This is a genomic window from Streptomyces sp. NPDC107550, assembly GCF_055639095.1.
In genome coordinates this window covers 61,477-75,724 of sequence record NZ_JBVKBC010000014.1, presented here as the reverse complement: position 1 = coordinate 75,724, position 14,248 = coordinate 61,477, and the positions used below count along the sequence as shown (strand labels likewise).

Genomic DNA, 14,248 nt, shown 5'->3' with positions numbered 1-14,248 from the left:
CCACCGCGAGCCGCGCGCGAGGCCCCTCCCGCCCACCCTAGGACGGCCGCCCCGGCACACCACCGCGACGGGCCGCCGCGGCGCGCTTGCACCTCACGCGACGTGAGGCCGCAAGCTGATTCCCGTACGGGCTTCAACCGCACCGCGGACAGGAGGAAGGGCGGCGCATGAGCTACTCCGTGGGGCAGGTCGCCGGTTTCGCCGGCGTCACGGTGCGCACGCTGCACCACTACGACGAGATCGGCCTGCTCACCCCGAGCGCACGCAACCACGCCGGTCACCGCCGTTACAGCGAGCAGGACCTCGACCGGCTCCAGCAGATCCTCTTCTACCGGGAACTCGGCTTCCCGCTCGACGAGGTGCAGACCCTGCTCGACGACCCCGGCACCGACCCGCGCGCCCACCTGCGGCGCCACCACGACCTGCTCACCGCCCGCATCGAGAAGCTGCGGAAGATGGCCGCCGCCGTCGAACACGCCATGGAGGCACAGAAGATGGGTATCCAGCTCACCCCCGAGGAACGCTTCGAGGTCTTCGGGGACCAGGACCCCGAGCAGTACCAGGACGAGGCCCGGCAGCGCTGGGGCGACACCGACGCCTGGGCCGAGTCCCAGCGCCGCGCCGCGAGCTACAGCAAGGAGGACTGGCAGCGCATCCAGGCCGAGACCGACGACTGGAACCGCCGCTACGCCGCCCTCGTCGCCTCCGGCGCCGAACCCGCCTCGCAGGACGCGATGGACCTCGCCGAGGAGCACCGGCTCCAGATCAGCCGCAACCACTTCGAGGTGCCGTACGCGATGCACGTCTGCTTCGGTGACATGTACGTCGCCGACGAGCGGTTCACCGCGTACTACGACGCCTTCGGCGAGGGTGTCGCCGCGCATCTGCGGGACGCCATCCACGCCAACGCGGCGCGTCACGAGGGTTGAGCCGAACGCGCCTCACACCTGATTCACACCTGGGCCCGTGACCGTCACAGCAGGTCACGGGCCCAAGCACGGCCCGTCACACCCCTGGCTCCGGCGCGATCACCGCGGCGGTGCCGTACGCGCACACCTCCGCGGCGCCGTCCATCGCCTCCGTGACGTCGAAACGGAACATCAGCACGGCGTTCGCGCCCCGCGCGCGTGCCTGCTCGACGAGCCGCTCCATCGCCTGGTTACGCGTCTCCACCAGCGTCTTCGTCAGGCCCTTCAGCTCGCCGCCGATCATCGACTTGAGGCCGGCGCCGATCTGGCTGCCGAGGTGGCGCGAGCGCACGGTCAGCCCGAAGACCTCCCCGATGACCTGTTGGACCCGGTGCCCCGGGACGTCGTTCGTGGTGACGACGAGCACATCCGCCTGCGGGTTCTGGCCGCCGCCGAAGTCTTCGATACCCATAGGCACAGGTTTGCGGCAGTTGACGCACCGTGCATCCTGAGAGAGCCGGTGGAACCAGGCGCCGGCGGTGGGCGTTGATAACTTTGCACCGCCGTTGCCTTCGCTTTCTCTATCCCCTCAGGAGTCCGGACCCGTGATGACGCTTGCTCTCGGACCCAGTTGGCTGGACCCCGACTACCTGCTGAACACGTTCGGCATCTGGGGCCTGCTGCTGATCGTGTTCGCCGAGTCGGGTCTCCTGATCGGCTTCTTCCTCCCGGGTGACTCGCTGCTGTTCACCTGCGGCCTGCTCATCACGTCCAAGCAGCTCGACTTCCCGCTGTGGGGGGCCATCGGGCTGATCTGCCTCGCCGCGATCCTCGGCGACCAGGCGGGCTACATGTTCGGCAAGAAGGTCGGGCCCTCGCTGTTCCGGCGGCCGGACTCGCGGCTGTTCAAGCAGGAGAACGTGCAGAAGGCGCACGAGTTCTTCGAGAAGCACGGGCCGAAGTCGCTGATCCTCGCGCGGTTCGTGCCGATCGTGCGGACGTTCACGCCGATCATCGCCGGGGTGTCCGGCATGCGGTACCGGTCGTTCCTCACGTTCAATGTGATCGGCGGGGTGCTGTGGGGGGCCGGGGTCACGCTGCTCGGGTCCTGGCTCGGGAACATCGAGTTCGTCCACAAGAACATCGAGCTGATCCTCATCCTCATCGTGCTCGTGTCCGTCGTGCCGATCATCATCGAGTTCGCGCGGGCGCGGAGGTCTTCTCGGCGGGCCTCTGCGGAGTCGGCGGAGTCGGCGGAGTCCTCTTCGGCGCCGCGGGGCCGCCACGCCCGCCGCTGACCCCTCCGGGGCCGGCCCCTCTAAAACTCCCCGGCGCTGAACCCGGCCAGGCCCCTTGTCAGCGGGCCCAGCCCCTGGTGGTTGTCGTTCACCTGCGCCCCGGTGGGTGGCTGATCGCGCAGTTCCCCGCGCCCCTGGGGAGTCCTCCAGCGGAGGCTGCTTGCAGCGGAGGTCGCGCAGTTCCCCGCGCCCCTATCGGGGCCCGGAGGAGGTGGCGACGTAGTCGCCCCTCCTGGGGCGCGGGGAACTGCGCGCTCAGCCACGACGAAAGTCGAGGACGAAGAACCCGCCCGAAGGGGCTGCCCCGTCAGGGGCGCGGGGAACTGCGCGATCAGCCACGACGAGAGTCGAGGTCGACGAACCCACCCGAAGGGGCCGCCGCCTCAGGGGCGCGGGGAGGCTCTCCCAGCCCGGGCACATTGAAACGCCCCCCGCTGGAAGCGTTCCGTCAGAAGCCCCGGGTCCGCTTGGCCGCCCGCCGCCCCGCCGCCCCAGGCGACCGCAGGAACAACCGCGAGATCTCCCCACCGAGATTCACCCCGATGGCGATGGCCATGGCGAGCGCCGCCGCCTTGGACAGGGACACGAGCCCGGAGTCCACATCGTTCTGCGCGATGGCCAGCAGCCCGAAATACGTCGCCGAACCCGGTAGCAGAGGCCCGATCGCGGCAGTGACGTACGGCAGTGCCGAAGCGAACTGATACCGCGAGAAGAGCTGGCCGAACAGCCCGACGAGCCCCGCCGCCGCAGCCGTGGACGCCACCGGGGAGATCTCGCCGGCGTAGTGCATCGCCCCGTACACGACCCAGGCGACACCCCCGTTCAGCGTGACCATGAGCACCGTGGACCGCTCCTGCTGCAAGAGCACGGCGAACGCGAGGGACAGCGCCATGGACGCGATGATCTGCCAGTAGGGCCGCTCGGGCCCCTTCAGCGCGGCCTCCGGATTGAGCTGAGCATGCAGTTGCACACCCACGTAGAGCATGATCAGGACGCCGATGACGATGCCGACGAAGAAGTACATGACTTCGAGCAGGCGCGCCGCGGCGGTGATGTAGAAGCCGGTGAGGCCGTCCTGGACGCCGGCCACGAGCGCCCGCCCGGGCAGCAGCGCGAACAGCCCACCGGTGATGACGGCGGAGGCCCGCACGTCGACGTAGTTGTGCGCGAGGGTGAGCAGGATGCCGATCGCGGCGGGCGGCATCGCGGCCAGCATGAACTGGTAGAACTCCGGGAACCCGCGCCCCGCCGACAGCCACGCGAGCCGGTCGCCGAGCATCGCGCCGAGCGCCGCCGCGACGAACACCAGCGCGTCACCGCCGACGAGGATGGACGCGGAACCGGCCAGCAGCCCGCTCGCCCCGGTCAGCGCCCAGCCCGGGTACGGGTGCCGGTTGCGGCGGATCTCGGCGAGCCGCCGGTACGCCTCTTCGAGGGAGACCTCGATGTCCTCGTCGCTGATGTCGTCGACGAGCCGGAACACGGCCGCGAGCCGGTTGTAGTCGGTGCCCCGGCGCCGCACGGTCCGCGACGCGGTCACCGGATCGTCCACCAGGGACGGCTGGAACGTGATCGACAAAAGAGTGAACGTCACCGTCGGCTCGCACCGGTCGAGCCCGTAGGAGCGGCACACGGCGAACATCGCCGCCTCCACGTCCTCGGCGCCCTCACCGCCCGCGAGCAGCAGCTCCCCGATACGCAGCGTCAGGTCGAGGACGCGCGGCACGGCGGGCCCGGTCTCGTCCTCCTTGTGGACCTTCTCCGGCGCGGGCCGCTCCGCCACCGGAAGCCGCAGCATCGTACGCATCCGGTCCTGCCAAGGCGCTTCCTTGGTCAGCTTGATCATCGGGATGCCGTGCGCGGGCGTGAACGCCGGCGGCGACTGCCGGGCGCTGTACGTCTTCGGCGGCGTGAACGCGGACCCCTCCGGCTCCGCGACCTCCGGCGCGGGCACGCTCAGCCCCTGCGGGAGCGCGAACTCCGACGTCGTAGAGGACTCCTCCTCGACCACCGGAGGCGGCGACACCACCCCGATGGGCTGTGTGAACGCGCTGCGCGCCTCGTCGGACTGCGGCTTGCGGTCCTCGGCCGCCTCGCTCTCCCGCTCGGTCACCTCTCGCCCTTCAACGCTTTCGGGCACGACTGTGTACCCGACTACCTCCCGTACGCCTCAGTATGCGCACGGATACACAAAGGGGCTGTCCGGCACCTGGCCGGACAGCCCCTTCGCGCGGGACCCGCGGGGCTCAGTGGCCGCCGTTGTCCTGGAAGCGCTTGTAGGAACGCTCGATCTCGGCCTCGGCCTCGGTGCGGCCCACCCAGTCGGCGCCCTCGACGGACTTGCCGGGCTCCAGGTCCTTGTAGACCTCGAAGAAGTGCTGGATCTCCAGGCGGTCGAACTCGGAGACGTGGTGGATGTCGCGCAGGTGCTCCATCCGCGGGTCCGTCGCCGGGACGCACAGCAGCTTGTCGTCGCCGCCGGCCTCGTCCGTCATCCGGAACATGCCGATCGCGCGGCACTTGATGAGGCAGCCGGGGAACGTCGGCTCGTCCAGGATGACCAGGGCGTCCAGCGGGTCGCCGTCCTCGCCGAGGGTGTTCTCGACGAAGCCGTAGTCCGTCGGGTAGGCGGTCGAGGTGAACAGTCGACGGTCCAGGCGGATGCGACCGGTCTCGTGGTCGACCTCGTACTTGTTCCGCGATCCCTTCGGAATCTCGATCGTGACGTCGAACTCCACCGGTGGCTCCTCCATGATCAACACAAACGTCTGGTGATTAAGTGTCCCTTACGCAGGTGTGTGATCGCGAAAGGGGCTGGTCCGGGTGCCGGAGACCAAGGCTTCGCAGCGCTTGGCGGACGCGGTGAGGACCGCTGCCAAGACCGTTGTGAAGACCAGGACCAAGCACGTCACTCTGGGCGCGACGGCGGCTGGTGTCGCCCTCGCGGCCGTCGTGGTGGCCTCGGCCGGTCCCTGGGACGCTTCGGGTCAGCGTACGGCCGAGGCGCACCGGGCGGTCTCCCGGGAGGCCGCAGGTGGCGCAGATCACGGCCGTACGGGCCCGGGCGCCCCGCGGACGGCCCCCAGCGCCCCCGCGGTCCTCGCCGCGCCCGCGTCCGCGCCGCCCCGGCCGACGCGGGGCGGCCTCGCCGACGTACTGGACCCGCTCCTGAAGGACCCGGCGCTCGGCGCGCGCCGGGCCGCCGCCGTCGTCGACGTCGTCACCGGCAAGCGCCTGTACGGCAAGGACGCGGGCGAGGCGCTCACGCCGGCGTCCACCACGAAGCTCGCCACGGCCGTCGCCGCGCTCTCCGCGGCGGGCCCCGACCACCGCATCGCCACCCGTACGGTCCTGGAGCCCGACGGGAACCTCGTCCTCGTCGGCGGCGGCGACCCCACCCTCACCGCCCGCGCCGACAACCCGTACGACGCCGCCAGCCTGCGCGACCTCGCCGCCGACACGGCCGCCGCGCTCAAGAAGTCCGGCACCCGCGAGGTCCGCCTGACCTACGACACCTCGCTGTACACCGGGCCCACCACCCACCCCATCGGCCCCAACGAGAACCTCGCGCAGGTCACCGCCCTCATGGCGGACGAGGCCCGCACCGACGACTCCTCGTCAGGGCCCGCCGGGCGCTCCACCGACCCGGCCGCCGTCGCCGCCACGAAGTTCGCCGGGTTCCTGCACGACCACGGCGTCTCCACCAAGGGCGCCCCGGGGCCGCACCGGGCCGCCACGCGCGCGAAGCAGGTCGCCGAGGTCACCTCGCCGCCGCTGTCCGCGCTCGTCGAGCGGATGCTGACGCACAGCGACAACGACATCGCCGAGGCGCTCGCCCGCCAGACCGCGCTGGTCACCGGCGCCGCCCACGACTTCGCGGGCGGCGGCGCGGCCGTCGAGAAGCAGCTCGCCACGCTGAAACTGCCCCTGGACGGCACCCGTTTCGCCGACGGCAGCGGCCTGGACCGCACCGACAAGGTCAGCGCCGACCTGCTCACGGGCCTGCTGGCCGCCGCCGCCGACCCGCACCGCCCCGAGCTGCGCTCCGTCCTCACCGGCCTGCCCGTCGCCGGCTTCACCGGGACGCTCTCCGGCCGCTACGCCGACCCCGCCGACGCCTCCGGAACGGGCCTGGTCCGCGCCAAGACCGGCACCCTGACCGGGGTCAACAGCCTCGCCGGGACCGTCGTCGACGCCGACGGCAGGCTCCTGGTCTTCGCGTTCATGACCGAGGGCGCCCCCGGCTCCCTGTCGGCCCAGACGGTCCTCGACCGGCTCGCCTCCTCGGTCGCCAACTGCGGCTGCCGCTGAGCCGCCGCCCCACGCGCGCGTGGCCGTACGGGGGTGCTCGGGCGGGCCGGTTTCTCCGGGTTCCTTCAGGGTCCGCCCCCCTGTGCGGGCGCGAGCGGTCCCGTACCGTTGACGCATGACGAGCTTCGGCGGCGCCGCCTCATCAGGGATGGTCGACTGGAACCTCGCGGTGGCCACCGCGACCCGACTCGCGCGGCCCGGCCCGGAGGTGAGCCGCGGCGAGGCCCGCGCCGTCGTCGCGGAGCTGCGCCGGCACGCCGAGGCGTCCGAGGAGCACGTACGCGCCTACACCCGCATGGGCGGCGACGCGGCGCACGACACCCCCGTCCTCGTCGTGGACCGCCCCGGCTGGGTGCGGGCCAACGTCGCGGGCTTCCGCGAGCTGCTCAAGCCCCTGCTCGACAAGATGCAGGAACGCCGCGGCTCCGGCCCGGGCCCCGCGGTGCTCGGCACGGTCGGCGGCAAGGTCACCGGCGTCGAACTCGGCATGCTCCTGTCGTTCCTGTCCTCCCGCGTCCTCGGCCAGTACGAGACCTTCGCCCCCGCGAGCCGCGACCTGCCCGCCGCGCCGAACGGCGGCGGCAGGCTCCTGCTCGTCGCGCCCAACATCGTCCACGTGGAGCGTGAACTCGACGTGGACCCGCACGACTTCCGGCTCTGGGTCTGCCTCCACGAGGAGACGCACCGCACCCAGTTCACGGCCGTGCCCTGGCTGCGCGACCACCTGGAGGGCGAGATCCAGACATTCCTCGCCGAGACCGACGTCGACCCCATGACGTTCCTGGAGCGCGTCCGCGACGCCGCCCAGTCGCTCGCCGGCGGCCGGCCCGAGGGCGAGGAGGAGGACGGCGGGCGCTCCCTCGTCGAGATCGTCCAGTCGCCCGCGCAGCGCGAGATCCTCGCCCGTCTCACCGCCGTCATGTCCCTGCTCGAAGGCCACGCCGACTACGTCATGGACGGCGTCGGCCCCGCCGTCGTGCCCTCCGTCGCCGAGATCCGCGAGAAGTTCAAGGAGCGCAGGCAGAAGGGCGCCTCCCGGCTCGACCTGGCCCTGCGCAAACTGCTCGGCCTCGACGCCAAGCTGCGCCAGTACCGCGACGGCGAGCGGTTCGTGCGGGCCGTCGTCGACGAGGTCGGCATGGACGGCTTCAATCGCGTGTGGACCTCTCCCAACACGCTGCCCACCAAGGCCGAGATCGCCAAACCCGCCGACTGGGTCGCGCGGGTGCACAACAAGACGGACGGCGCACCCGAAGGCTCCTGAGCCACACCGGGAATTGCCCAGGATCACCCATCCGAGGGACCGTGGGCCGTGGGGCAGGCGTGCAATGCTCAGGGAACCGCTCGGCTCTGTCACCATCGACACACTCTGCGTGACCGAAGTCACCGGGTCACCGTTGAGCGACTGAGCCGTGCCGATCGGCTCCCAGATCAGCGCCCACCCCCCAGACAACGGAATGAAGGGAACCGGACATGGGTCCCCATCCTGCGGTCGCGGCGATACGCCTGGCGGTCCGCCGCGTCCTCCACGACCTCCTCGACGCACACCCCCGATCCTCCGCGGACGACCAGCCCCTGGTCCTCGTCGCCTGCTCCGGCGGCGCCGACTCCATGGCCCTCGCCTCCGCCCTCGCCTTCGAAGCCCCCCGCCTCGGCGTCCGCGCCGGCGGCGTCACCGTCGACCACGGCCTGCAGCCCGGCTCCGCCGCCCGCGCCGAGGACGTCGTCCTGCGCCTGACCGCCCTCGGCCTGACCCCCGCCGAAGCCGCCACCGTCCAGGTCGGCCGCGAGGGAGGCCCCGAGGCAGCCGCCCGCGACGCCCGCTACGCCGCCCTCGACGCCGCCGCCGACCGCCACGGCGCCGCCGCCGTCCTGCTCGGGCACACCCGCGACGACCAGGCCGAGACCGTCCTGCTCGGCCTCGCCCGCGGCTCCGGCATCCGCTCGCTGTCCGGCATGGCCGCCGTCTCCGGCACCGGCGGGCGCTACCGCCGCCCCTTCCTCCAGCTCGACCGGCAGACCGCCCGCAAGGCGTGCCTCGTCCAGCACCTGCCCGTCTGGGACGACCCGCACAACACCGACCCCGCCTACACCCGCTCCCGGCTGCGCCACGAGGGCCTGCCCGCGCTGGAGAAGGCCCTCGGCAAAGGCGTCGTCGAAGCCCTCGCCCGTACGGCCCAGCTGTCCCGGGACGACGCCGACGCCCTGGACGGCTGGGCCCAGCAGGCCGCCGAGTCGGTCCGTGACGCCGCGGGGCTCCTCGAATGCGCCAAGCTCTACGCGCTGCCGCCCGCCGTCCGCCGCCGCGTCCTGCGCCGGGCCGCGATCGAGGCGGGCGCTCCCGCCGGCGCCCTCTTCGCCCGCCACATCGAAGAGGTGGACCGCCTGATCACGGGCTGGCGGGGCCAGCGGGAGATCAACCTGCCGGGCAAAGTCGTCGCCCAGCGGCAGGGTGGCAGACTGGTGATCCGGCAAGGCTGAGTTCGCGGCTCACGTCGCGGCGGCCGGTGGGACGACCGAAAGTGATGCGGGTGGACGCGAAAGACATGGGCACCGACCTCCAGTCGGTGCTCATCACCAAGGAAGAGATCGACGCGAAGCTGGCCGAGCTGGCCGCGAAGGTCGACGCGGAGTACGCGGGCAAGGACCTGCTGATCGTCGGGGTGCTCAAGGGCGCCGTGATGGTCATGGCGGACCTGGCTCGCGCCCTGTCCACCCCCGTCACCATGGACTGGATGGCGGTCTCCTCGTACGGGGCCGGCACCCAGTCCTCGGGCGTGGTGCGGATCCTCAAGGACCTCGACACCGACATCAAGGGCAAGCACGTCCTGATCGTCGAGGACATCATCGACTCCGGGCTCACGCTGTCGTGGCTGCTCACCAACCTCGGCTCGCGCGAGCCCGCCTCCCTTGAGGTGTGCACGCTGCTGCGCAAGCCCGAGGCGGCCAAGGTCGACATCGACGTCAAGTGGGTCGGCTTCGACATCCCCAACGAGTTCGTGGTCGGCTACGGCCTGGACTACGCGGAGAAGTACCGGAACCTGCCGTTCGTCGGCACGCTGGCTCCGCACGTGTACGGCGGCTGAGGAAGCGTCACACCGGCGGGAACCCTCGCGGGCTTCCCGCCGTTGGAGCATGCGAAGGGCAGATTGTCGGCCGTCCCCTGCGGTCTCGGGTGACAATGCTGGGGTACCGTCCGAAGAACAGTTCTTCAAACAGCTTCAATCAGCCTTATCAAACTCACTATGGCAGGAGGGACGGGGCGGCACCGCTCCGTATGGATGGACGTGAAGCGATACTTCCGTGGGCCGGTCATGTGGATCGTGCTGGCCGTCCTTGCCGTGGTCGTGTTGATGCAGGTCGTCGGTTCGTCCGGCGGCTACAAGACGGTCGACACCGGCCAGGTCATTCAGGCCATCGACCAGAACAAGGTGAAGCAGGCCAAGCTCACCACCGGCGATGAGAGCACCATCAAGGTCGAGCTGAAGGACGGCCAGAAGGTCGACGGCTCCACCAAGATCCAGGCGAGCTACATCGGCGACCAGGGCGTCGACGTGGCCAAGAGCCTGCAGTCCAAGTTCGAGCAGAAGCAGATCCCCGACGGGTACACCGTGTCCCCGTCGAAGCAGAACCCCTTCGTGGGCATCCTGCTGTCGCTGCTGCCCTTCGTCCTCATCGTCGTCGTCTTCCTGTTCCTGATGAACCAGATGCAGGGCGGCGGCTCCCGAGTCATGAACTTCGGGAAGTCGAAGGCCAAGCTCATCACCAAGGACACCCCGAAGACGACGTTCGCCGACGTGGCGGGCTCGGACGAGGCCGTCGAGGAACTCCACGAGATCAAGGAGTTCCTCCAGGAGCCGGCCAAGTTCCAGGCCGTCGGCGCCAAGATCCCCAAGGGCGTGCTGCTGTACGGCCCGCCCGGCACCGGCAAGACCCTGCTCGCGCGCGCCGTGGCCGGCGAGGCGGGCGTCCCGTTCTACTCGATCTCCGGTTCCGACTTCGTCGAGATGTTCGTCGGCGTCGGCGCCTCCCGCGTCCGCGACCTGTTCGAGCAGGCCAAGGCGAACGCGCCGGCGATCGTCTTCGTCGACGAGATCGACGCGGTCGGCCGCCACCGCGGCGCCGGCCTCGGCGGCGGTCACGACGAGCGCGAGCAGACGCTCAACCAGCTGCTCGTCGAGATGGACGGCTTCGACGTGAAGGGCGGCGTCATCCTGATCGCCGCCACGAACCGGCCGGACATCCTCGACCCGGCGCTGCTGCGCCCGGGCCGCTTCGACCGGCAGATCGCCGTCGACCGCCCCGACATGCAGGGCCGTCTGGAGATCCTCAAGGTCCACCAGAAGGGCAAGCCGGTCGCCCAGGACGTCGACCTGTCGGCCGTCGCCCGCCGCACCCCCGGCTTCACCGGCGCGGACCTGTCGAACGTGCTGAACGAGGCGGCGCTCCTCACGGCGCGCAGCGACAAGAAGCTGATCGACAACCAGATGCTGGACGAGGCGATCGACCGTGTGGTCGCGGGCCCGCAGAAGCGGACCCGGATCATGTCGGACAAGGAGAAGAAGATCACCGCGTACCACGAGGGCGGACACGCCCTGGTCGCGGCGGCCTCACCGAACTCCGACCCGGTCCACAAGATCACGATCCTCTCCAGAGGCCGGGCCCTCGGCTACACGATGGTCCTGCCGGACGAGGACAAGTACTCGACCACCCGCAACGAGATGCTGGACCAGCTCGCGTACATGCTGGGCGGCCGGGCGGCGGAGGAACTGGTCTTCCACGACCCGACCACCGGCGCGGCCAACGACATCGAGAAGGCCACCGCCACGGCCCGCGCGATGGTCACGCAGTACGGCATGACCGAGCGGCTCGGCGCGATCAAGTTCGGCGGCGACAACACCGAGCCGTTCCTCGGCCGGGAGATGGCGCACCAGCGCGACTACTCGGAAGAGGTCGCCGCGCTCGTCGACGAAGAGGTCAAGAAGCTCATCGAGACGGCGCACAACGAGGCGTGGGAGATCCTCGTCGAGAACCGCGACGTCCTCGACAACCTCGTCCTCGCGCTGCTGGAGAAGGAGACGCTGAACAAGGAGCAGATCGCCGAGATCTTCGCCCCGATCGTGAAGCGTCCGGCCCGCCCCGCGTGGACCGGCTCCTCCCGCCGTACGCCGTCGACCCGCCCGCCGGTGCTCTCCCCCAAGGAGCTCTCCCTGACCAACGGGGCGAACGGATCGGCGAGCGCCATCGAGTCCACCACCCCTGTGGACATGGCCAAGGAGGACGGTTCCGAGAGCTGACCCCGCCCTGACCGGGCCCGGAATGCAGGCCGCGTCCCCCACGCTTTACGGTGTGGGGGACGCGGCCTTTTCGCTGCCGCGCCGGTTCAACGAGGGAGAACACCAGATGACCGACCCGGTGACGCTCGACGGCGAGGGCCAGATCGGCGAGTTCGACGAGAAGCGGGCCGAGAACGCCGTACGAGAGCTGCTCATCGCGGTCGGCGAGGACCCGGACCGCGAGGGCCTGCGGGAGACGCCGGCGCGGGTGGCCCGGGCGTACAGGGAGATATTCGCGGGGCTGTGGCAGAAGGCCGAGGACGTCCTGACGACGACGTTCGACCTCGGGCACGACGAGATGGTCCTCGTGAAGGACATCGAGGTCCAGAGCTCCTGTGAACACCATCTGGTGCCGTTCGTGGGCGTCGCCCACGTCGGGTACATCCCGTCCGCCGACGGGAAGATCACGGGCCTGTCGAAGCTGGCCCGGCTCGTCGACGTCTACGCCCGCCGCCCGCAGGTGCAGGAGCGGCTGACGACGCAGATCGCGGACTCCCTGATGGAGATCCTGGAGCCGCGCGGTGTCATCGTCGTCGTGGAGTGCGAGCACATGTGCATGTCGATGCGCGGGGTGCGCAAGGCCGGCGCGAAGACGCTCACGTCGGCGGTGCGCGGTCAGCTCCGTGACCCCGCCACCCGCAATGAGGCGATGAGCCTGATCATCGGGCGCTGAGCGGTACCCGCGGGGGCCTTCCGTCCGGGCAGGCCCCGGCCGCCGCCGCTCAGGCAGTCGCGGCCGGGGTCTCCGGGTCCTCGTCGTCCGGCAGCTTGCAGACCCGCTCCAGGAACAGGGCCGCGGCGGTCACCGCGATGCCGGCGAGGACCGAGAAGCCCGCGTACACGGCCTGGTCGCGGCGGGCCGGGATGTCGAGGAACTCCAGGAGGAAGACGCCCGTACCGCCGTACAGGCCGGCGACGAGGGACGCGACCAGCGCGCTCGCCTGGCCGAAGACGAGGGCGCGGGCCGCCATCATCGGGTCGACGCCCTTGGCGCCGGGGCGGCGCTCGCGCTGGGCCTTGAGCCGGGAGCGGATCGACAGGGCCGTGGCGAGCAGGATGACGGCGATCACCGCGAGCACGATGGGGGCGGCCAGCGGGACCCGGGGCAGCGACCCCAGGGAGTCCCACAGCCGGGCGCCGGCCCAGGACAGCACACCGGCGGCCAGGAAGAGGCCGGCCAGTGTCCTGATGCGCAGTTGCTTCATCCCTGTCGGTCGCCCCTCTGGTGTCCTGCCGGCTGTCCGGTCCAAGCGGTCGCTCTTGACCTTAACGACTACTCGGGCAGCCGGAGTTCCAGGTCGGCGCGCGGGGCGACGCCCTCCCGGGTGACCGAGGCGAGCAGATCGGTGACGGGACCGCGGCCGGGAAGCTGCGCCCCGGGCTCCACGTCGTGCCAGGGGGCGAGGACGAAGGCCCGCTCGTGGGCGCGCGGGTGCGGCAGCGTGAGCACGGGGTCGTCGGAGACCACGTCGGCGTACGAGACGATGTCGACGTCGATGGTGCGCGGGCCCCAGCGCTCGTCCCGTACGCGGTGGAACGCCTCCTCTACGGCGTGCGCGCGCTCCAGCAGGGAGGCGGGCGGCAGGGTCGTCTTGAGGACCACCACGGCGTTGAAGTACGAGGGCTGGCTGTCGGGGTCGACGCCCCACGGCTCGGTCTCGTAGACGGGGGAGACGGCTTTGACGCGGACGCCGGGGGTGTCCTCCAGGGCGTCGACCGCGCCCTGCAAAGTCTCCAGGCGGTTGCCCAGGTTCGAGCCGAGGGAGAGCACGGCGCGCTTGGGGTTGGACAGGGTGCTGTCGGCCGCGTCGACCTGTTCCACCACGGAGGAGGGCACCGGCTGGACGGTCGGGTCGAACTGGGTCTGATTCATACACGGCTCCGTGTGATGGTGACGGTCACGTCGTCGAAGGGCACGGTGATCGGCGCGTCCGGCTTGTGGACGCAGACCTCGACCTCCTGGACACCCTCGTGCTTGAGGCAGGTGCGGGCGATGCGCTCGGCGAGCGTCTCGATCAGGTCGACGGGCTCGCCCTGGACGACGGCCACGACCTCCTCCGCCACGATCCCGTAGTGCACGGTCTTCGTGAGGTCGTCATCGGCCGCGGCCGCTCGGGTGTCCAGTCCGAGCACCAGGTCCACGATGAAGGTCTGGCCTTCCTCGCGCTCCTTGGCGAAGACGCCATGGTGCCCGCGGGCCTTGAGGCCGCGCAGCGCGACACGATCCACGCGAATCACTCCTGCAGTCGTCGGTGAAGGCCGGTCCCACCGATGTGCGGTCGACGTGCCGGCCTCGATCGAATCTACCTGCGAGCACTGACAGCGCTCGCCCGCGGGGGCTATGACTGTTCTCATCCGGGGACAGGGCCGGGGACCGGTCGGGGAACGGCCGGGC

13 protein-coding genes and 1 pseudogene are annotated in these 14,248 nt (G+C 70.8%); 8 read left to right on the top strand and 6 right to left on the bottom strand.

The genetic code is table 11. The features are described from left to right. The first annotated feature begins 167 nt into the window (after positions 1 to 167). A complete protein-coding gene (locus tag ACZ7LY_RS20055) occupies positions 168 to 929 on the top strand; it encodes a MerR family transcriptional regulator (RefSeq protein ID WP_471625978.1) in 762 nt (253 codons plus the stop codon). Positions 930 to 1,005: 76 nt separating this feature from the next. On the opposite strand, the gene ACZ7LY_RS20050 is transcribed toward ACZ7LY_RS20055, so the two are convergent. Further along, positions 1,006 to 1,380 carry a YbjQ family protein gene (locus ACZ7LY_RS20050; RefSeq protein ID WP_471625977.1) on the bottom strand — a complete coding sequence of 125 codons (375 nt, stop codon included), beginning with the start codon at positions 1,378 to 1,380 and terminating at the stop codon, positions 1,006 to 1,008. A gap of 133 nt (positions 1,381 to 1,513) precedes the next feature. Here ACZ7LY_RS20050 and ACZ7LY_RS20045 point away from each other — a divergent pair. Beyond that, a pseudogene (locus tag ACZ7LY_RS20045) lies at positions 1,514 to 2,158 on the top strand (DedA family protein); the annotation flags it as partial. Between the two features lie 496 nt (positions 2,159 to 2,654). Here the strand turns inward: ACZ7LY_RS20045 and ACZ7LY_RS20040 are convergent. Beyond that, positions 2,655 to 4,319 carry a threonine/serine exporter family protein gene (locus ACZ7LY_RS20040; RefSeq protein WP_471625976.1) on the bottom strand — a complete coding sequence of 555 codons (1,665 nt, stop codon included), beginning with the start codon at positions 4,317 to 4,319 and terminating at the stop codon, positions 2,655 to 2,657. Between the two features lie 133 nt (positions 4,320 to 4,452). Continuing rightward, positions 4,453 to 4,944, bottom strand: coding sequence for an inorganic diphosphatase (locus ACZ7LY_RS20035; protein ID WP_471625975.1), 492 nt, complete (start codon positions 4,942 to 4,944; stop codon positions 4,453 to 4,455). Between the two features lie 85 nt (positions 4,945 to 5,029). Between ACZ7LY_RS20035 and dacB the strand changes: the two genes are divergently transcribed. From dacB to folE, 6 genes are all read left to right on the top strand, one after another. Continuing rightward, on the top strand, positions 5,030 to 6,517 hold the full coding sequence (gene dacB / locus ACZ7LY_RS20030) for a D-alanyl-D-alanine carboxypeptidase/D-alanyl-D-alanine endopeptidase (protein ID WP_471625974.1): 1,488 nt from the start codon (positions 5,030 to 5,032) through the stop codon (positions 6,515 to 6,517). Positions 6,518 to 6,665: 148 nt separating this feature from the next. Beyond that, the gene (locus tag ACZ7LY_RS20025; protein ID WP_471626057.1) at positions 6,666 to 7,781 is read left to right on the top strand and encodes a zinc-dependent metalloprotease; all 1,116 of its coding nucleotides are present in this window, start codon (positions 6,666 to 6,668) and stop codon (positions 7,779 to 7,781) included. A gap of 209 nt (positions 7,782 to 7,990) precedes the next feature. After that, positions 7,991 to 8,998, top strand: coding sequence for a tRNA lysidine(34) synthetase TilS (gene tilS / locus ACZ7LY_RS20020; RefSeq protein WP_471625973.1), 1,008 nt, complete (start codon positions 7,991 to 7,993; stop codon positions 8,996 to 8,998). Between the two features lie 44 nt (positions 8,999 to 9,042). Further along, entirely contained in the window at positions 9,043 to 9,603 is a 561-nt protein-coding gene (gene hpt, locus ACZ7LY_RS20015; protein ID WP_188341485.1) for a hypoxanthine phosphoribosyltransferase, read from the top strand. A 195-nt stretch (positions 9,604 to 9,798) separates the two neighbouring features. Next, positions 9,799 to 11,814 carry an ATP-dependent zinc metalloprotease FtsH gene (gene ftsH, locus ACZ7LY_RS20010; protein WP_471626056.1) on the top strand — a complete coding sequence of 672 codons (2,016 nt, stop codon included), beginning with the start codon at positions 9,799 to 9,801 and terminating at the stop codon, positions 11,812 to 11,814. A gap of 106 nt (positions 11,815 to 11,920) precedes the next feature. Then, positions 11,921 to 12,526 (top strand): GTP cyclohydrolase I FolE, encoded by a 606-nt coding sequence (folE, locus tag ACZ7LY_RS20005; protein ID WP_471625972.1) that lies wholly within the window; start codon positions 11,921 to 11,923, stop codon positions 12,524 to 12,526. Between the two features lie 49 nt (positions 12,527 to 12,575). Here the strand turns inward: folE and ACZ7LY_RS20000 are convergent, their stop codons facing one another. The 3 genes from ACZ7LY_RS20000 to folB all read right to left on the bottom strand — a co-directional run bounded on the left by ACZ7LY_RS20000 (position 12,576) and on the right by folB (position 14,082). Then, positions 12,576 to 13,058 carry a DUF3180 domain-containing protein gene (locus ACZ7LY_RS20000; RefSeq protein ID WP_471625971.1) on the bottom strand — a complete coding sequence of 161 codons (483 nt, stop codon included), beginning with the start codon at positions 13,056 to 13,058 and terminating at the stop codon, positions 12,576 to 12,578. 68 nt (positions 13,059 to 13,126) lie between these two features. Next, positions 13,127 to 13,726 (bottom strand): 2-amino-4-hydroxy-6-hydroxymethyldihydropteridine diphosphokinase, encoded by a 600-nt coding sequence (folK, locus tag ACZ7LY_RS19995; protein WP_471625970.1) that lies wholly within the window; start codon positions 13,724 to 13,726, stop codon positions 13,127 to 13,129. Further along, positions 13,723 to 14,082: a dihydroneopterin aldolase gene (folB, locus tag ACZ7LY_RS19990; RefSeq protein WP_471625969.1), complete on the bottom strand. Its 360-nt coding sequence runs from the start codon at positions 14,080 to 14,082 to the stop codon at positions 13,723 to 13,725. The genes folK and folB overlap by 4 nt, the downstream gene beginning before the upstream one ends. Between the last annotated feature and the right edge of the window lie 166 nt (positions 14,083 to 14,248).